Here is an 18076-nt window from a genome sequence, read left to right as displayed (position 1 = left end):
GCGATGATATGGTGAGCCGCACACCAGCCCACCCGAACAAGGTACCACCCCATGCAACTGCGCGCCCTGATGTATTTCGACGAACTCGTCCGCACCAATTCCATGCGCGCCGCAGCGGAAAACCTGAATGTGGCGCCGACCGCGGTGAGCCGGCAGATCGAAAATCTCGAATATTATTTCGGCTCGCCCCTGGTGGAGCGTTCCAGCCGTGGCGTGAAGCTGACGGCGGCGGGTGAGCTGCTCGCCGCCCGTGCGGGCAAAACGCTGCGCGAACTCGACCACGTGCACCAGCTGATCGATGATCTGAAGGGCCTGCAGCGTGGTCGGGTGACCATTTACGCCAATGGCGCGACGGTCGCGAACCTTCTGGCACCGGTGCTGGCGCAGTTCAGTCTCAAATACCCCAAGCTCCGTTTCGAGGTGCATATTACCAGTGCACGCCAGGCCCTGGAGGCGCTGGGCGCTGCCGAAGCGGACCTGGTCGTCAGCCTCTTCGCTCCAAAGGTTGCCGGAGTAAAGGTGCGTTCGCGAACCCGCATCAATTACGATGTGATCTTTCCCGCCGGCCACGCGCTTGCTGGTCAACCGGAGGTCTCTCTGAAGGAGCTGGCCGGGCTGCCGCTTGCCCTGCCGGACAAGAGTTTTGCCGCGCGGCAGGCTTTCGATACGCTTTTTGCCGAGGCTGATATCGAACTTGACCCCGTTTTCATCACCAGTTCGCTGGAAATGCTGAAAGAGCTGGTGCTGGGCCACGCCGCCGCCACGCTTTTGCCGGCGCTTTCGGTGGCGCGTGAAATCCGCAGCGGGCAGATGGTCGCCGTTCCGCTCTCCGGCAAAAAGGGTATCCATACCCAGATCGACCTCTGTGTGGCGCCGGACAGGCAACTATCCTTCGCCGCTTCCAAGCTCGCGGATTTCATCGAGCGCTTCATGCGTGAGGTGACGGCAGGCTGAGCAGAGACGCTCCCCGTATTTCATCCCGAAAGGTTGATTTCCATCCGCATTCCCGTGTAGCGATTTCAGCTACACGGAGCACACAAAAATCATGATTGTGTGTGCGCCTGCAACATGACACTGTTTTTGCAACGGGTGGTCTTTGGAAGGGCAAAAATGCCCCGGCCGCCAGACAGGGGACTAAGGATGCCACGTACCTATCTTTCGCAGGCGGCAAAGCTTTCGCGCCGTACCGCGCTGACGCTTGCTCTCGGCACGGCGCTCTGGCTGCCGCTTTCGGTTGCGGAGGCGCAAGCCGCGCCGAAAACCGCCTTGACGCTTGGCATGACGGTGGAGCCGACCGGTCTCGATCCGACCATTGCCGCTCCCGTCGCCATCGGCCAGGTCACCTGGCAGAATATTTTCGAAGGTCTCGTCACCATCGACAGCAAGGGCAAGGTGAAGCCGCAGCTTGCCGAACGCTGGGAGATTTCCCCTGACGGCAAAAGCTACACCTTCAAGCTGCGCAAGGGTGTCACCTTCCATGACGGCGAGGCGTTCGATTCCTCTGTCGCGAAGTTTTCGCTCGACAGGGCGCGAGGAGAAGGCTCCGTCAACCCGCAGAAACGCTTCTTCACCTCCATCGACACGATCGAGGCGCCGGACGCCGAAACGCTGGTGTTGAAGCTGAAGCAGCCGGCGGGCAGCCTTCTTTATTGGCTCGGCTGGCCAGCCTCGGTCATGGTGGCGCCGAAAAGCGCTGAGAACAATCGTACGACGCCAGTCGGCACCGGTCCGTTCAAATTCGTGAACTGGGCCAAGGGCGACAAGGTCGAGTTGCAGAAGAACGACGCCTATTGGGACAAAGCCGTGGCGGTGAAGCTTGAAAAGGCGACATTCCGCTTCGTCGCCGATCCGCAGGCGCAGGCAGCGGCACTGAAGTCGGGCGATATCGATGCCTTCCCCGAATTCGGCGCGCCTGAGCTGATGACCTCGTTTGACGGCGATAAACGCCTTGGTACCTTCGTCGGCAATACCGAACTGAAGGTCGTGGCCGGCATGAACAGCGCCCGCAAACCCTTCAGCGACAAGCGCGTACGCCAGGCGTTGATGATGGCGGTGGATCGCGGCACTGTCATCGAAGGTGCATGGTCCGGTTACGGCACGGCCATCGGTAGTCACTATACGCCGAATGATCGCGGATACGTGGATACGACTGGCGTTCATCCCTATGATGTCGACAAGGCCAGGGCGCTGCTTGCCGAAGCGGGGTATGCCGACGGTTTCAGCTTCACCATCAAGGCCCCGCAGATGGCCTATGCCCAACGCACCTCGCAAATCCTGCAGGCGATGCTGGCCGAAATCGGTGTCACCATGACCATCGAGACCACCGAGTTTCCGGCCAAATGGGTGGCGGATGTTTTGAAGGGTGCGGATTACGACATGACCATCGTCGCCCATGCCGAGCCGATGGATATCGATATCTACTCCCGTGATCCCTATTATTTTAACTACAAGAACCCGGCCTTCAACGAGGTCATCGCCAGCGTCGAAAAGACGGCGGATGCCGGTGAGCAGGAAAAGCTTTATGGCGACGCACAGAAAATCCTCGCCGAAGATGTGCCGGCGCTGTTCCTGTTCGTGATGCCGAAGCTTGGGGTCTGGGACAGGAAGGTGAAGGGGCTGTGGGAAAACGAGCCCATTCCCTCGAATGTGCTGACGGATGTGCATTGGGAAGAATAGGGTTTGTTGTGAGGTGTAGGGCGCAGTTTCCCCATCCACCTCATTCCTGTGCTTGTCACAGGAATCCAGCCAGCCCAAGTCCTTGGGCTGAAAGGAGTCTCTCCGCCGCGCGGACGCGCGTCGGCTGGATGCCTGTGACATCCTCGGGCTTGTTCCGGGGAACAGGGATCAGGGAAGAGTGTGCGGGGATGACAAAAAATCTCTCCACAATATCCGGCTACAAAACGACGCAAGGAGAAGATGCCAGATGTTAGCCGTCCTCATCCGGCGTCTCGTAAGCCTCGTCATCACGCTGTTTGCCGTCTCCCTCATCATCTATCTTGTCATGGGCTTGCTGCCGGGTGATCCGGCCGCCATCATGCTCGGCACGTCGGCGAGCCCGGATACGCTGGCGGCGCTGCAAAAGCAGATGGGTCTCGATCAGCCGCTGCTGCTGCGCTACATCCACTGGCTTGCTGGCGTCTTCCGCGGCGATCTCGGGCAATCCTATACCTATGGCGTGCCCGTGGCGGGCCTGATCATCGAGCGGCTGGCCGTCACGCTGCCGCTTGCGCTGCTTGCCGTCTGCCTGTCCGTTGCCATCGCCATTCCGCTCGGCGTGGCGGCGGCGAAGAACCGCAACGGGGCGGTGGATTTCGCGGCCGGGCTGTTTTCCCATGTGGGCATTGCCGTGCCGGGCTTCTGGGTCGGGCTGCTGCTGATCATCGTTTTTTCCACCACGCTCGGCTGGATGCCATCAGGCGGGTTTCCCGGCTGGAGCCCAAGCTTTTCGGCAGGTCTCATGGCGCTAGTTCTGCCGGCAATCGCTCTGGCACTGTCGCAGGCCGGCGTTCTCACCCGCGTCTGCCGTTCCGCCGTGCTTGAGGTGATGAACGAGGATTTCGTGCGCACCGCCCGGGCCAAGGGCCTGAGCGAGCGGGTGGCGCTGTGGCGGCATGCGGTGCCGAACGCGATGATCCCCGTCGTCACCATGATCGGCCTGCAATTCACCTTCCTCATTGCGGGTGCGGTGCTGGTGGAAAATGTCTTCAACCTGCCGGGCCTCGGCCGGCTTGCCTATCAGGCACTGACGCAACGGGATATCGTCGTGATGCAATCCGTCGTGCTGTTCTTCTCGGCGCTGGTCATCATCATGAATTTCGTGGTCGATATAGCCTATCTCTTTATCGACCCGAGACTGCGGGCAGGTGCGCGATGATGCGATTTATCCGCCGTCGCCCGGCTTTCGTTATCGGTATCGCCGTCACCGCCTTCCTCGTCGCCGTTGCCTTTTTGTCGCTGGTCTGGACGCCGGTTTCCCCCACCAAGATGCAGATCGTGCAAAAGCTGAAATCGCCTTTCGTTTATGGCGGTCTCGGCACGGATCATTTCGGCCGCGATGTGCTCTCCATGCTGATGGCCGGTGCGTGGAACTCGCTCTCCACTGCCATTGCCGCCGTCGCCATCGGCGCCTTTATCGGCACTGCGATCGGCGTCACGGTCGCGGCGCTGCGCGGCTTTACCGAAACCGTCGTCATGCGCGTCTGCGACATCATCTTCGCCGTGCCGCCGATCCTGTCGGCCATGATGCTCGGTGCTTTCATCGGTACAGGGCGCTTTACCGCCATCATCGCCATCGCCACCTTCATGGTGCCGGTCTTTGCGCGACTGACGCTGGGGGCGGCCTTACAAATCTGGGCGCGGGAATACATCACCGCCGCCACCAGCATCGGCCAGAACCGCGCCAAGATCACGCTGTTCCATATCGTGCCGAATATTTCCAACCAGATCATCGTGCAGGTGACGATCCAGCTCGGCCTTGCGATATTGACGGAGGCAGGCCTTTCCTTCCTCGGTCTCGGCATGCCGCCGCCCGCCGCTACCTGGGGACGAATGCTGGCGGATGCACAGACCTATCTCGGCGCGGCGCCCTGGCTTGCCATCATGCCCGGCCTTGCCATTGCGCTCGCCGTCTTCGGCCTCAACCTCCTCGGTGATGGCCTGCGTGATCTGCTCGACCCGCGTGATACCAGCTGATCGCTTCAAGCCGATATCGCCGCAATTTCCTGTTTTTATGACGAGACGATGCCATGACCGATCTCATAGACCTCAACACGCTCGAAATCCTGGCGCTTTACCGGGAAAGAAAGCTGTCGCCTTCGGAATACTGGCAGGCGGTGGAAACGCGCATCGAGGCTTTCGAGCCTGTCGTGAACGCGCTTTATGCCTATGACCCGGAAGATGCCCGCAGACAGGCAACCGCCTCGACGCAGCGCTGGCACAGCGGCGAAACGCTCGGCCCGCTCGATGGGCTTCCGGTCTCGCTGAAGGAACTCATCGCCACGAAAGGCCACCCGGTGCCCCTCGGCACAAAGGCGGTGGAGCTTGTGCCGGCGCTGGAGGACGCACCGGTTGCTGCCCGTTGCCGGGAAGACGGTGCGATCCTCTATGCCAAGACGACCTGCCCGGATTACGGCATGCTATCCTCCGGCCTTTCCAGCTTCCACAAGCTTAGCCGCAACCCGTGGGACCCGAGCCAGAATCCTGGCGGCTCCAGCGCCGGCGCGGCTTCGGCGGGCGCTGCGGGTTACGGCACGCTGCATGTCGGCACGGATATTGGCGGCTCAGTGCGGCTGCCGGCCGGGTGGACCGGGCTTTTCGGCTTCAAGCCGAGCCAGGGCCGCATCCCGGTCGATCCCTATTACACCGGCCGCTGCGCCGGGCCGATGACCCGTACCGTTGCCGACGCCGCTTATGCCATGGCAACGCTCTCCCGCCCGGATTGGCGGGACGGTACGTCGCTGCCACCCAACACAATCGACTGGATGGATCTAAATATCGATGTAAAGGGCCTGAAGATCGGCCTGATGCTGGATGCCGGCTGCGGCCTTCCTGTGGATGAAGAGGTGCGTGACGCGGTCGTGGCGGCAGCGAAGCTGTTCGAACAGGCGGGCGCCATCATCATTCCCGTTGAGCCGGTGCTGACACGGGATATGCTGGATGGGCTGGATGACTTCTGGCGGGCGAAATTCTGGGGCGACATGGTGGCGCTGAGCGCGGATCGTCGTGCCGTGATCCTTCCCTATATTCACGAATGGGCGGAAAAGGGCGCTGATGTTTCCGGCGCGCGTGCCGTTTTCGGCTTCAACCAGACCATGGAAATGCGAAAGGCCTGCGGACGGTTGATGCAGTCGGTGGATGCGGTGATTTCACCGACCAACCCCATCGTCTCCTATCCGGCCGACTGGGCATCGCCTACCAACGATCCCGCACGCCCCTTCGAACATATCGCCTTTACCGTGCCGTGGAACATGTCGGAACAGCCGGCCTCCTCCATCAATTGCGGTTTCTCGGCATCCGGTATGCCCATCGGATTGCAGATTGTCGGCCCGCGTTATGAGGACCTGTTTGTGCTCCGGCTTTCGAAAGCGTTCGAGAATTGGGGCGGTGGTGTCCGGCGCTGGCCGGAGCCGCCGGCCGGCTGATATCACCTTTGTCCGGCATGTAGTATTGCCATAATACCCTCATCTCGATCCCACCTGTTAGGGTGCCCAAAGGCATTCGAAAACGGGAGGAGCAGACATGCCGAAGAAGATTTTGATGATCACCGGCGATTTTGCCGAGGATTACGAGACCATGGTGCCGTTCCAGACCTTGGCTGCTGTCGGCCACACGGTGCACGCCGTCTGCCCCGGCAAAAAGGCGGGCCAGACCATCGCCACGGCCATCCACGATTTCGAGGGCGACCAGACCTACTCGGAAAAACGTGGCCATAATTTCGCGCTCAACGCCACCTTCGCCGATATCAAACCGGCGGATTACGATGCGCTGGTCATTCCGGGCGGCCGTGCGCCGGAATATCTGCGGCTGAACGCCGATGTGCTCGTGGCGGTGCGGTATTTCTTCGAGGCCGACAAGCCTGTTGCGGCCGTCTGCCACGGCGCGCAATTGCTGGCGGCGGCCGGCGTCCTTAAAGGCCGCACCTGTTCCGCCTATCCGGCTTGCCGCCCAGAGGTGGAACTGGCCGGCGGCACCTACGCGGATATTGCGATTGATGCTGCGGTGACGGACGGGAAGCTGGTGACGGCGCCCGCGTGGCCCGCCCATCCGGCTTGGCTGTCGCAATTCCTGGCCGTGCTTGCTAAATGAGACCTGTGGAACGGGGCTTTTGCCAGCCCCGTTTTCCGCCTATCTTTTGAGGCGTGGTGAGGGAGGAAACCATGTGCAAGCTTTTCATCAAGGCAGACCCGGTGCTCTGGGAAAGCCATACGCGGTCGCTCCGGATCGATGGCATGGTCACAAGTGTGCGGCTTGAGAACTTCTTCTGGACGACGCTGGACGAGATCGCGCGCCGCGATGGCATGAACAGCGTGCAGCTGATCGCCAAGCTTTACAATGAATCGATCGACGCCGGACACGATCTCGGCAATTTCACCTCGTTCCTAAGGGTCTGCTGCGGGCGTTATCTCGCGCTTCAGCTTTCCGGCGATATTCCGGCGCGGACAGATATTCCGATTGCGGCGCTGGATGCGGACCGCATTCTGGATGCTGAAAAGGTGAATTATCACTAGATGGTCCAGTATACTCGACGTCATCCTCGGGCTTGTCCCGAGGATCTGCCGACGCATCGTTTTTTTCAGACGTGATTAGATCCTCGGGTCAAGCCCGAGGATGACGTGGAGAGGTTCGAGGGTTCCCCCTCTTTCGCATATCGCCTTAGCTCTTCAACGCCCGCGGATCGAGCGCATCGCGCACGGCGTCGCCGATGTAATTGACGCTCAGAACCGTCAGCGAAATCGCCAGCCCCGGCCATAACACGCGCGACGGTGTCAGTTGCAGGAAATTCGCCCCGTCGAACAGCAGTCGTCCCCAGGTCGGGAAATCGGAGGGAAAACCGAGGCCGAGGAAGGAGAGGGCGGATTCGGTGATGATGGCAGATGCGATGCCGAGCGTGGCGGAGACCATGATCGAGCTCAGCACGTTCGGGAGAATATGCCGCAGGATGATGCGGTATTCGCGCATGCCGCTCGATTTCGCCGCCGTGATGAACTCCTGGCTTTTGATCGTCAGCACATCACCGCGAACGATGCGGGCCGTGTGCATCCAGCTGGTGATCCCGATCACGAAGACTATGAGGATGAAGATGCCGGTTTCCGGCCCGAACGCCGCCCGCAAGGTGTCGCGGAACAGCATCAGGATCACGAGCAACAGCGGCAGCAGCGGCAGAGCCAGGAACAGGTCCGTCAACCGCATCAGCGGTCCGTCAAGCCTGCGGAAATAGCCTGACAGCACCCCCACCAGCGTGCCGAGAAACAGCGCCAGAAGCATGGCGGTGATGCCGACGGCAAGCGAAATGCGTCCGCCAGCCAAAACCTGTGCCAGCATGTCCTTGCCGAGATTATCGGTGCCGAAGGGATGCGCCAGCGACGGCCATTGATTGCGTTCCCTGACGTTGATGGCGTTGGGTGCGACAGTGTGAATATAAGGGCCGACATAGACCGCAAGCAGAATGAAGATGAAGACGACAAGTCCGGCCACGCCGCCCTTATGGACGCGGAACTGTTTCCAGATATCGGCGAGGGCTGATTTGACGGGCGTGGCCGCAACCGTCGGCGCTGCGATGGTGGCGTCAGTCATAGCGGATCCTCGGGTCGAGAATGCCGTACAGCACGTCGGCAATCAGGTTGAAGAGCACGATCAGCACCGCGAAGATGAATGTCAGCGTCTGCACCAGCGGAATATCCGCCCCCTGAACAGCCGTTATCAGCAATTGACCAAGGCCGTTCACGCGGAAAATCTGCTCGGTGATGATAGCGCCGGAAAAGATCGTCGGTACGCCGAGTGCGATGACGGTCACGACAGGGATCAGGCTGTTGCGCAGAACGTGAACCAGCAGAACGGATTTTTCCTTAACGCCCTTGGCGCGCGCGGTACGAACATAGTCCTGATGCAGATTGTCGAGCATGGAGGCGCGCACGAAACGGCTGATCTGCGAGACGTTGTAGAGTGTCAGCACCAGAACCGGCAGGAACATCTGCTTCACCTGCGCCACGAAGCTCGCCCAATCCCTTACCTGGAGATTGGTATCGTAGACCGAGGGGAACCATTGCAGATATGAGCTGAAAATGACGACCAGCAACACGCCCGTAAAGAAAGTCGGCACGGAATAACCGACCATGGAGATGAAGGTGCCGATCTGATCGAAGATCGAATATTGCTTATAGGCGGAGATGACCCCGATCGGGATCGCCAGAAGCGCGCCGAAGAGATAGGCGAGGCCGACGACCCAGAGCGTCTGCGGCATGCGTTGAATGACGAGATCGACCACGGGACTGCGTGTCGCCCACGAGAGAACCCGCGTGCGGCTGCCATCGCCAATTTGCCAGCCGGTGAGCTTTTCCAGGAGGTTCAGCGGTTCGTTGATGAAGAACTGCTGCAGCCACATGAGGTAACGGATGAAGAAGGGCTCGTTAAGGCCAAGCGACGCGCGGATCTGTTCGCGCACCTCAGGTGGAATGGTCAGCGGCAGATCGCCGGTCGGATCGTTTGGCGCGAGATCAAGCAGCGCGAAGATGACGAAGCTGATGACGAGCAACGTCGGTACGGCAAAGGCAAGCCGTCGGAGCGTAAAGGTAAACATCTGAAACTCTCCAGACCCGGAGCGTGGCGCGACGAAAATAGAGAGCTTTCCGCAACGACGCTGCAACCGTGTCTTCAGATCATGGTCCAGGGGGCATGCAAAAGGCCGGCCCCTGCAAGAGAGGCCGGCGCATCTGCCTGTTACTTCTTGCGGGACCAGTCCGCGACGTTCCAGAGTTCCGAATCCCATGCATTCATGCGAACGCCTTCGAGCGTCAGCGAATGCGAGGAGATGTTACCGCGGTGGATGAGCGGAATGTGCGCGCCTTCCTCCGTCAGCATGTCGTTCAGCTGCTTGGCGATTTCGCCGCGCTTGGCGAAATCCGTCGTCTTGGACAGGACGCTCACCAGCTTGTCGAATTCCGGGTTGCAGTAGCGCGGAATATTCTGTCCCTGCCAGCCATTCGAGGGGGCGGGAATCTTGTCGCACAGCCACTCTGCCAGATATTTTTCCGGGTCGGTGCCGTCGAAATTGTTGGTGTACATTTCAACGTCGGCGTAAAACTTCTGGAACGTGTCCGGGCTTGCCGGATCACCGCCGAAGAAGACGGAGGCGCTGACGTTACGCAATTCGGAAGCAACGCCAATCTGCGACCACATGTCCTTCACCAGTTCCTGCGCCGCCTGGCGAACGGAGTTGGTGGAGGTTTGATAGAGGAAGGAAAGCTTCACGCCGTTCTTGGCGCGGATGCCGTCTGCGCCCTTTACCCAGCCTGCATCGTCAAGCAGCTTGTTGGCGCCTTCAATATCCTGCTTCAGGCACCAGCTGTCATTCTTGGTGGAAGCGACGGCTGCAGGCGCCGGCACAATGTTGCAGGTCGGTTTGCCCGCTTCGCCATAACCGGCTTCGTCGATGATGTCGCGGTCGATGGCGAGCGAGAGGGCGCGACGGACGGCCGGGTCGGACAAGGCCGGATGGGGACCGGCTTCCTTGGTGGAGCGCTTGTCTCCCAGAGCGGGATCGGGGTTGTACCAATTGAGGTTGATGCGCTCGACCTGGGTGCCGAAGGCGGTTTCCAGCTTGCCCTTGCCGGCGGCGACCATGGTTGCCAGAATTTCCGGCTCCACCTGCATGTTCCAGGCATAGTCGAATTCACCGGTCTCAAGAACGGCGCGCGCAGCGGAAGCCGCGTCACCGCCGCCCTTCAGCGTTACCGTGGCGAAGGCGGGCTTGGCCGGGTCGCGATAATTGGGGTTGGCCACGTAGCTGATGACGTCGTTCGGCTTGAAATCCTTGACCACGAAGGGTCCGGTGCCGATGGGGCCGAAATTGGCGGATGTGCAACCGGGGGCGGCAGCACCAACGCATTTTTCGAATTGCTTCTTCTGAATGACGGGCGATTGCGCGCCTACGAAGGCGGAATAGGGATAGGGCTTCGGTTCCGTGAAGCTGACCTTCACGGTGTTGGCATCAATGGCTTCGACGTTCTTGACGCCCTCATATTGCGCTGCCTGCGCGCAACCGCCATCAGGCGCCGTGCAATATTTCCAGGTGAACACGACATCATCGGCTGTGAACGGTGTGCCATCGGACCATTTGACATCGTTTTTCAGCTTCCAGGTCATGCTGAGAAGGTCTTTGGCGACGCCGCCATTCTCGACAGTTGGAATCTCGCTCACCAGCGTCGGAACCAACTCCCCCTTTTCGTCATAGCGCGCGAGTGGTTCGATGACCACGGAGGAGCTGTAGATTTCTTTCGTACCACCCGAAAGATAGGGATTGAGCGTCGATACGGCCTGCCAGAACAGGATTTTCAACTCGCCGTCACTGCCGCGCTCGGCATGGGCGGCAGACCCTGCCAACGCCATAGCCGCCACCGTGCTGGCAAAGAGAATGCTGCGCTTCGTCATTATGGTTTTCCCCTTTTTGGATTTTATCTGTTTGAATGTTTGACGCTTTTCCCGTCGTCATCTGCAAGGTCTTTTGTTGTAAGTATTTGACTTTGCTGAGGAATAGTCCTCCATTCAACGTGATGCTATTGTCAGTTTTTTTGAAAAGCAAGTCCAAAAGTCGTATTGATGAACAAAATTTGAGCCGCTCGACCTTTGGCCTATTTTTCGCTCACCTATTAAAATTCATGCTTGCAAAAGCGGAAATTCCAAACGCAATATGTCGTCCGACAACCCGGCGGGGAACAAAAAAAGGGAAAAACAGAATGCCGATATTGAACCGTGTGGCTGAAATGCAGGAAGACGTTGCCGGCTGGAGACGCCATCTGCATGAGCACCCGGAACTTCTCTATGATGTCTTCGAGACCTCGAAATTCGTAGCGGAGAAGCTGAAATCCTTCGGCTGTGACGTGGTGGAAACCGGCATTGGCAAGACCGGCGTCGTCGGCATCATCAAGGGTCGGCACGGAGATGGCCCGACCATCGGTTTCCGCTCCGACATGGATGCGCTGCCGATCCTTGAGACGAGCGGCAAGTCTTGGGCTTCGAAGACGCCCGGCAAGGCCCATTCCTGCGGCCATGACGGGCACACGGCAATGCTTCTGGGTGCGGCGCAATATCTGGCCGAGACCCGCAATTTCAAAGGCTCGGTGGCCGTGATCTTCCAGCCGGCGGAAGAGGGGGGCGCGGGAGCGCTCGCCATGTTGAACGACGGCATGATGGAGAAATTCGGCATCTCGCAGGTCTATGGCATGCATAATGAGCCGGGCATTCCTGTCGGCCAGTTCGCCATCCGCAAGGGTTCCACCATGGCGGCCGCGGATAGCTTTGAGATCGTCATCACCGGCAAGGGCAGCCATGCGGCGGCTCCCCACCTTTCCGTCGATCCCGTTCTGACCTCGGCCTATATCATCATCGCGCTTCAATCCATCGTCTCGCGCGAGACGGACCCGTTGAAATCACTGGTCGTCACCGTCGCCACCACCCATGGCGGCACGGCCTCCAACGTCATTCCCGGTTCGGTAAAGCTGACGGGAACGGTGCGAACTTTGCTGCCGGAAACCCGCGATTTCGCCGAAAAGCGACTGAAGGAAGTGGCGACGGCCACGGCCATGGCACATGGCGCAACGGCAGAGGTCAAATACGATCGCGGTTATCCCGTCACCTTCAACCACAGTGACGAGACAGAGTTTGCGACCGGTGTGGCGATGGGCGTCGCAGGCGCTAATGCTGTCAACACCAATCCCAACCCGCATATGGGGGCGGAGGATTTCTCCTATATGCTGGAAGCGCGCCCCGGCGCCTTCATCTTCATCGGTAACGGCGATACCGCAGGGCTTCACAACGCGGCCTATGACTTTAACGACGACGCGCTGCCTTACGGCATCAGCTACTGGGTTTCGATGGCCGAAACCGCACTTGCTGCATAAGACATCCGGCGGCCTCATGGCCGCCTTCTGCTTTTTTGGAGATCGGCATGCTTTTGGCAGCAACGTCCATGGAACAGACCGGCGGTTCGGTATCCCCGGTTCTGTCGGTTCAAAACCTTACCACATCCTTCCGTGTCGATGGCGGCTGGAAATCCGTTGTGCGCAATATGAGTTTCGACATTGCGCCGCGTGAGACGGTGGCAATCGTCGGCGAGAGCGGCTCGGGAAAGAGCGTGACGTCGCTGTCCATCATGCGGCTGCTCGACAGAAAGACGAGCCGTATCGAAGGCAAGGTCATGCTCGGTGGACGCGACCTGCTGGCGCTGCAGGAAGAGGATATGCGCAAGGTTCGCGGCAAGGACATTTCGATGATCTTCCAGGAGCCGATGACGAGCCTCAACCCCATCTTTCCGATCGGCAAGCAAATCGCCGAGGCGTTGACCGTGCATCAGGATATTTCCTCGTCCGCCGCGAAGGCCGAGGTTATCCGCCTACTCGAAAAGGTTCGTATTCCCCATGCAAAAAACCGGTTCGACGATTATCCGCACCAGTTTTCCGGTGGCATGCGCCAACGTGTAATGATCGCCATGGCGTTGGCCTCCAAACCGAAACTGCTGATCGCCGACGAACCGACAACGGCGCTTGACGTCACCATTCAGGGCCAGATCCTCGACCTCATCAAGCAATTGCAGGAAGAGGAGGGCATGTCTGTTCTGTTCATCACCCATGATATGGGCGTGGTGGCAGAAGTGTCTGATCGCACCATTGTCATGTTCCGCGGCGATGTGGTGGAAACCGGGACGACGGACGATATTTTCCATCGCGGTCAGCATCCTTACACACGTGCGCTCCTGTCTGCGGTGCCGAAGCTTGGCTCAATGAGGTCACGGGTGCTGCCCGCCCGCTTCCCGATCATCGACATCAAAACTGGTGAAAGCCAACCGGTAATCGAAGTGAAAGACACGGTTAGCGGTGGCAAGACCCCGATTCTCTCGGTCAAGGACCTGACGACGCGTTTTGATATTCGCTCTGGTCTTCTCGGTCGCAAATCCGGCGCTGTCCATGCGGTGGAGAAAGTCTCCTTCGATCTGGCCGAAGGCGAAACACTGTCGTTGGTTGGCGAATCCGGCTGCGGTAAGTCCACCACGGGCCGTTCGATCACCCGGCTGATAGAGCCAACATCGGGCAATGTCGTGCTTGATGGGTATGAGGTGCTGAAGCTCGACAAAATGACGCTGCGGACGATGCGCCGGAGCGTACAGATGATCTTTCAGGATCCGTTCGCCAGCCTCGACCCTCGTATGAGTGTCGGCACGGCAATTATGGAGCCTTTCGTGGAGCATCGCCTTGGAAGCAAGCAGCAGGCGCGCGAAAAAGCCGCGGACCTGATGGAAAAGGTCGGCCTCAGCCCGGATATGATGCGGCGGTTCCCGCATGAATTTTCCGGCGGCCAGCGTCAACGTATCGCCATTGCCCGCTCTTTGATGCTCGATCCCAAAGTTATCGTCGCCGATGAGGCGGTATCGGCGCTCGATGTGTCGATCAAGGCGCAGGTGTGCAATCTTTTGCTCGACCTGCAGCAGAACCTCAATCTGGCCTTCCTGTTCATCAGCCACGATATGGCTGTGGTGGAGCGCGTCAGCCACCGTGTCGCGGTGATGTATCTCGGTGAGATCGTCGAAATCGGCCCGCGCGCCGCCGTCTTCGACAATCCGCAGCACCCCTATACGAAGAAGCTGATGTCCGCCGTTCCCGTACCCGATCCCGCACGCCGGCAAATCAGGCGCAACATGGCGACGGATGAGATCAAAAGCCCTATCCGGCCGGTGGACTATGTGCCGCCTGCGCGGCATTATCGCGAGGTATCTGCTGGGCATTTGGTGCAGGAAGCGGCGTGATAAAAACGCATGCGTCGGACTGCGTGATAGGCAATGGAACGAGCGGGGACCGCGTATTCCTTCTCCCCGTCGGGGAGAAGGTCGCGGCAGCGGGATGAGGGCGCTTGCTCTCCGCATATCGCTGGCGTTGCCCCCTCGTCCGACCCTTCGGGCCACCTTCTCCCCGGCCGGGGAGAAGCAATGCGCCGCCTCATCGGGCCAAGCAATTTCAGTCCCCCGAACACTTTCCGCCGTCACCGCCGTTTGACAGCCGCCGCCAAAAAATGCCAGCAAATGCTGAAAGCATAATTCTGAAAGGGCGGCGGCATGGCCAGACGAAACGACGCACATGGACGGCTGGATGATGCGGCCCGCGCCGGCTGGCTTTATTATGTCGCCGGTCGCACGCAGGACGAGATTGCCGCCGCCATGAGCATTTCCAGGCAGTCGGCGCAGCGGCTGGTGTCGCTGGCTGTTGCCGAGCGGCTGATCAAGGTCCGGCTCGACCACCCCATTGCCGCCTGTCTCGAAAAGGCCGAGCGGCTGAAAGAGAAATTCGACCTTCGATATATCGAGGTGGTGCCGAGCGATCCCGCCGGTGTGTCCTCGACCGTCGGCATTGCCGAAGCGGGCGCGGCGGAAATCGAGCGCTGGCTGAAAAATGCCGATCCCATCGTGCTCGCCATCGGTACCGGCCGCACCTTGAAGGCTGCCGTAGATCAGTTGCCGCCGATGGAGTGCCCGCAGCACCGCATCGTGTCGCTGACCGGTAATATCGGCCCTGATGGATCGGCCGCCTATTACAACGTCATCTTCAGCATGGCCGATGCCATCAAGGCGCGGCATTTTCCGATGCCGTTGCCGGTGCTCTGTTCGTCAGCGGAGGAGCGGGAACTGTTGCATGATCAATCCATGGTTCGCTCCACGCTGGCGCTCGGTGCTGCCGCCAATGTCACCTTCGTTGGTGTCGGAGAACTCGGCGAAAACGCACCGCTCTGCGTTGATGGTTTTCTCGGTGTCGATGAGATGAAGGCGCTGATGGCGAGCGGTGCTGTCGGTGAAATCTGCGGCTGGATATATGACGCGGGAGGTCGCATTCTCGAGCACTCCGTCAACGAGCGTGTCGCCTCCGTTCCCATTCCCTCACGAGGCACCTGCACCGTCATCGGCATGGCGCAGGGCGCGCGCAAGAACGCATCGATTCTGGCGGCGCTACGGGGTGGTCTTTTGAACGGCCTCATCACCGACGAGGCGACAAGCGAATATTTGCTCACTCACTGAGCAAAAATTAATTCAGCAAAATCATATGCTTGATTTTTCTCTGTGCGTCGCAGCACAGGATGTTGCTTGACATTTTTGCTTTCAAGGTGAGTAAATGCCCCAGAGCAAAGCGAATGCTCATCATTTTTCTTCTGGGAGGAAGATATGACATTGAAGACCATTTTGCTGGGCGCATGCTCGGCACTCGCCTTTTCGACCCTTGCTTCCGCCGAAACGCTGACCATCGCGACCGTGAACAACGGCGACATGATCCGCATGCAGGGCCTGACCTCCGACTTCACGGCAAAGAACCCGGACATCAAGGTCGAATGGGTTACGCTTGAAGAAAACGTCCTGCGTGAACGCGTGACGACTGACATCGCCACCAATGGCGGCCAATACGACATCATGACCATCGGCAACTACGAAGTTCCGATCTGGGCCAAGCAGGGCTGGTTGCTGCCGCTCGAAAAGCTCGGCGACAAATATGACGTGGACGACATTCTGCCGGCGATCCGTGGCGGCCTTTCCGCTGACGGCAAGCTCTACGCAGCGCCTTTCTACGGCGAATCCGCCATGATCATGTATCGCAAGGACCTGTTTGAAAAAGCCGGCCTGAAGATGCCTGATAACCCGACCTGGGAATTCATCGGCGACGCGGCCCGCAAGATTACCGACCGCAAGGCCGATATCAACGGCATCTGCCTGCGTGGCAAGGCCGGCTGGGGCGAAAACATGGCCTTCATCAGCGCGCTCACCAACTCCTTCGGTGGCCGCTGGTTTGATGAAAACTGGAAGCCGCAATTCGATCAGCCGGAATGGAAGAGCTCGCTGCAGTTCTACGTTGATCTGACGAAGGATGCCGGCCCGTCCGGTGCCTCCTCCAACGGCTTCAACGAAAACCTGACGCTGTTCCAGCAGGGCAAATGCGGCATGTGGATCGATGCCACGGTGGCAGCCTCCTTCGTGTCCAACCCGAAGGATTCCACCGTTGCCGACAAGGTCGGTTATGCACTCTTCCCGACCCATGGCGAGCTGAAGAACCACGGCAACTGGCTGTGGTCCTGGAACCTTGCGATCCCGAAGAGCTCGCAGAAGGCTGAAGCTGCGGAAAAGTTCATCTCCTGGGCAACCAGCAAGGATTACACCGCACTCGTCGCTTCCAAGGAAGGCTGGGCAAACGTGCCTCCGGGCACCCGCACCTCGCTTTACAAGAACGCCGACTATGAAAAGGCCGCCGCCTTCGCCAAGCCGACGCTTGCCGCCATGGATGCCGCCGACATCACCAAGCCGACTGTAAAGCCTGTGCCTTACACCGGTGGGCAGTTCGTGGCGATCCCTGAATTCCAGGCGCTCGGCACCACGGTTGGTCAGCTGTTCTCGGCGGTCGTTGCCGGCCAGTCCAGCGTCGATGATGCGCTTGCCAGCGCCCAGTCGACCGCGACACGCGAAATGACCCGCGCCGGTTACATCAAGTAATCCTCCCGAAGATCGCTGTCCGGCGCCAATGCCGGGCAGCGAGACTACGGGCTGAAGACCGCCATGCGGCTTCGATAGCTTTCAAATCAAAACAAGAATGAGCCGGTTCTTCCGGATATGCCGGGCGCATCTCATGATGCCCGAGCCCAAGGGGAGGTGAGTGCAAATGGCAACGCGAAACACAAGCGGTCTTGCGCGGGTGATGCTTGCGCCTTCGGTTCTGCTGCTTCTGGTCTGGATGATCGTGCCTCTGGCGATGACCCTGTGGTTCTCGTTCCAGAATTACAATCTCCTGAACCCCGCCAATGTCAGCTTTGCCGGCCTGTTCAATTATCAGTATTTCTACACCGACCCCGCTTTCTTCCAGTCGATCTGGAACACGCTTCTGATCGTCGGCGGGGTGCTGCTGATCACCGTCATCGGCGGCATAGCCATTGCGTTGTTGCTCGACAACGACATTTTCGGCCAGGGCATCGTGCGCATCATGATCATCTCGCCCTTCTTCGTCATGCCGCCGGTGGCAGCACTGGTGTGGAAGAACATGATCATGCATCCCGGCTATGGGGTGCTCGCCGATCTCTCGCGCTTCTTCGGTTTCCAGCCGGTCGACTGGTTCGCCCAGTTTCCGCTGCTGTCCATCATCATCATCGTTGCCTGGCAATGGTTGCCTTTTGCGACGCTGATCCTCTTGACCGCGCTGCAATCGCTCGATGGCGAGCAGAAGGAAGCGGCCGAGATGGATGGCGCCAATTTCGTCAACCGCTTCATCTATCTGACGCTGCCACATCTTTCCCGGGCCATCACGGTCGTCATCCTCATCCAGACGATCTTCCTGCTCGGCGTCTA

Annotated in this window: 15 protein-coding genes; 12 read left to right on the top strand and 3 right to left on the bottom strand. The window is 59.5% G+C overall.

The features are described from left to right. The first annotated feature begins 51 nt into the window (after window positions 1–51). The 7 genes from ACFVTJ_RS22610 to ACFVTJ_RS22580 all read left to right on the top strand — a co-directional run bounded on the left by ACFVTJ_RS22610 (window position 52) and on the right by ACFVTJ_RS22580 (window position 7226). Window positions 52–954 (top strand): LysR family transcriptional regulator, encoded by a 903-nt coding sequence (locus ACFVTJ_RS22610; RefSeq protein ID WP_209091430.1) that lies wholly within the window; start codon window positions 52–54, stop codon window positions 952–954. A 186-nt stretch (window positions 955–1140) separates the two neighbouring features. Further along, window positions 1141–2676, top strand: a complete 1536-nt coding sequence (locus ACFVTJ_RS22605) for an ABC transporter substrate-binding protein (RefSeq protein WP_386910813.1) — start codon at window positions 1141–1143, stop codon at window positions 2674–2676. Between the two features lie 247 nt (window positions 2677–2923). Then, window positions 2924–3874, top strand: a complete 951-nt coding sequence (locus ACFVTJ_RS22600; RefSeq protein ID WP_386910812.1) for an ABC transporter permease — start codon at window positions 2924–2926, stop codon at window positions 3872–3874. Continuing rightward, window positions 3871–4692 carry an ABC transporter permease gene (locus ACFVTJ_RS22595; RefSeq protein WP_386910811.1) on the top strand — a complete coding sequence of 274 codons (822 nt, stop codon included), beginning with the start codon at window positions 3871–3873 and terminating at the stop codon, window positions 4690–4692. Before ACFVTJ_RS22600 ends, ACFVTJ_RS22595 begins: the two co-directional genes overlap by 4 nt. A 53-nt stretch (window positions 4693–4745) precedes the next feature. Further along, a complete protein-coding gene (locus tag ACFVTJ_RS22590) occupies window positions 4746–6140 on the top strand; it encodes an amidase (RefSeq protein ID WP_386910810.1) in 1395 nt (464 codons plus the stop codon). Window positions 6141–6237: 97 nt separating this feature from the next. Next, window positions 6238–6804 carry a DJ-1/PfpI family protein gene (locus ACFVTJ_RS22585; RefSeq protein ID WP_386910809.1) on the top strand — a complete coding sequence of 189 codons (567 nt, stop codon included), beginning with the start codon at window positions 6238–6240 and terminating at the stop codon, window positions 6802–6804. A 71-nt stretch (window positions 6805–6875) separates the two neighbouring features. Next, a complete protein-coding gene (locus ACFVTJ_RS22580) occupies window positions 6876–7226 on the top strand; it encodes a ribbon-helix-helix domain-containing protein (RefSeq protein WP_386910808.1) in 351 nt (116 codons plus the stop codon). A 145-nt stretch (window positions 7227–7371) separates the two neighbouring features. Here ACFVTJ_RS22580 and ACFVTJ_RS22575 read toward each other — a convergent pair whose 3' ends face one another. The 3 genes from ACFVTJ_RS22575 to ACFVTJ_RS22565 all read right to left on the bottom strand — a co-directional run bounded on the left by ACFVTJ_RS22575 (window position 7372) and on the right by ACFVTJ_RS22565 (window position 11145). After that, window positions 7372–8292 carry an ABC transporter permease gene (locus ACFVTJ_RS22575; protein WP_386910807.1) on the bottom strand — a complete coding sequence of 307 codons (921 nt, stop codon included), beginning with the start codon at window positions 8290–8292 and terminating at the stop codon, window positions 7372–7374. Then, window positions 8285–9295 (bottom strand): ABC transporter permease, encoded by a 1011-nt coding sequence (locus ACFVTJ_RS22570; protein WP_386910806.1) that lies wholly within the window; start codon window positions 9293–9295, stop codon window positions 8285–8287. The genes ACFVTJ_RS22575 and ACFVTJ_RS22570 overlap by 8 nt, the downstream gene beginning before the upstream one ends. A gap of 140 nt (window positions 9296–9435) precedes the next feature. Then, window positions 9436–11145, bottom strand: coding sequence for a peptide ABC transporter substrate-binding protein (locus ACFVTJ_RS22565; RefSeq protein WP_386910805.1), 1710 nt, complete (start codon window positions 11143–11145; stop codon window positions 9436–9438). 305 nt (window positions 11146–11450) lie between these two features. On the opposite strand from ACFVTJ_RS22565, the gene ACFVTJ_RS22560 reads away from it, so the two are divergent. From ACFVTJ_RS22560 to ACFVTJ_RS22540, 5 genes are all read left to right on the top strand, one after another. Continuing rightward, window positions 11451–12614, top strand: coding sequence for a M20 aminoacylase family protein (locus tag ACFVTJ_RS22560; protein ID WP_386910804.1), 1164 nt, complete (start codon window positions 11451–11453; stop codon window positions 12612–12614). A 47-nt stretch (window positions 12615–12661) separates the two neighbouring features. After that, window positions 12662–14512: an ABC transporter ATP-binding protein gene (locus ACFVTJ_RS22555; RefSeq protein ID WP_386910803.1), complete on the top strand. Its 1851-nt coding sequence runs from the start codon at window positions 12662–12664 to the stop codon at window positions 14510–14512. A 306-nt stretch (window positions 14513–14818) separates the two neighbouring features. Continuing rightward, window positions 14819–15772, top strand: a complete 954-nt coding sequence (locus ACFVTJ_RS22550) for a sugar-binding transcriptional regulator (protein ID WP_386910802.1) — start codon at window positions 14819–14821, stop codon at window positions 15770–15772. A 144-nt stretch (window positions 15773–15916) separates the two neighbouring features. Then, window positions 15917–17230, top strand: coding sequence for an ABC transporter substrate-binding protein (locus tag ACFVTJ_RS22545; protein WP_386910801.1), 1314 nt, complete (start codon window positions 15917–15919; stop codon window positions 17228–17230). 166 nt (window positions 17231–17396) lie between these two features. Next, window positions 17397–18076, top strand: a 680-nt coding sequence (locus tag ACFVTJ_RS22540; protein ID WP_386910067.1) for a carbohydrate ABC transporter permease, incomplete at its 3' end; no start/stop codon positions are given.

Origin of the sequence: Agrobacterium sp. NPDC058088, assembly GCF_042885035.1 — a bacterium.
GTDB lineage: Bacteria > Pseudomonadota > Alphaproteobacteria > Rhizobiales > Rhizobiaceae > Agrobacterium.
Note: the sequence above shows the minus strand (reverse complement) of the source record. Positions and strands in the feature narration are given on the sequence as shown.

Bases quoted from the DNA above. Each gene is read 5' to 3' on its own strand.
- ACFVTJ_RS22555 (WP_386910803.1), top strand. From the start codon at position 12,662: ATGCTTTTGGCAGCAACGTCCATGGAACAGACCGGCGGTTCGGTATCC.
- ACFVTJ_RS22605 (WP_386910813.1), top strand. From the start codon at position 1,141: ATGCCACGTACCTATCTTTCGCAGGCGGCAAAGCTTTCGCGCCGTACC.
- ACFVTJ_RS22580 (WP_386910808.1), top strand. From the start codon at position 6,876: ATGTGCAAGCTTTTCATCAAGGCAGACCCGGTGCTCTGGGAAAGCCAT.
- ACFVTJ_RS22610 (WP_209091430.1), top strand. From the start codon at position 52: ATGCAACTGCGCGCCCTGATGTATTTCGACGAACTCGTCCGCACCAAT.
- ACFVTJ_RS22550 (WP_386910802.1), top strand. From the start codon at position 14,819: ATGGCCAGACGAAACGACGCACATGGACGGCTGGATGATGCGGCCCGC.
- ACFVTJ_RS22570 (WP_386910806.1), bottom strand. From the start codon at position 9,295: ATGTTTACCTTTACGCTCCGACGGCTTGCCTTTGCCGTACCGACGTTG.
- ACFVTJ_RS22560 (WP_386910804.1), top strand. From the start codon at position 11,451: ATGCCGATATTGAACCGTGTGGCTGAAATGCAGGAAGACGTTGCCGGC.
- ACFVTJ_RS22565 (WP_386910805.1), bottom strand. From the start codon at position 11,145: ATGACGAAGCGCAGCATTCTCTTTGCCAGCACGGTGGCGGCTATGGCG.
- ACFVTJ_RS22575 (WP_386910807.1), bottom strand. From the start codon at position 8,292: ATGACTGACGCCACCATCGCAGCGCCGACGGTTGCGGCCACGCCCGTC.
- ACFVTJ_RS22585 (WP_386910809.1), top strand. From the start codon at position 6,238: ATGCCGAAGAAGATTTTGATGATCACCGGCGATTTTGCCGAGGATTAC.
- ACFVTJ_RS22545 (WP_386910801.1), top strand. From the start codon at position 15,917: ATGACATTGAAGACCATTTTGCTGGGCGCATGCTCGGCACTCGCCTTT.
- ACFVTJ_RS22590 (WP_386910810.1), top strand. From the start codon at position 4,746: ATGACCGATCTCATAGACCTCAACACGCTCGAAATCCTGGCGCTTTAC.
- ACFVTJ_RS22600 (WP_386910812.1), top strand. From the start codon at position 2,924: ATGTTAGCCGTCCTCATCCGGCGTCTCGTAAGCCTCGTCATCACGCTG.
- ACFVTJ_RS22595 (WP_386910811.1), top strand. From the start codon at position 3,871: ATGATGCGATTTATCCGCCGTCGCCCGGCTTTCGTTATCGGTATCGCC.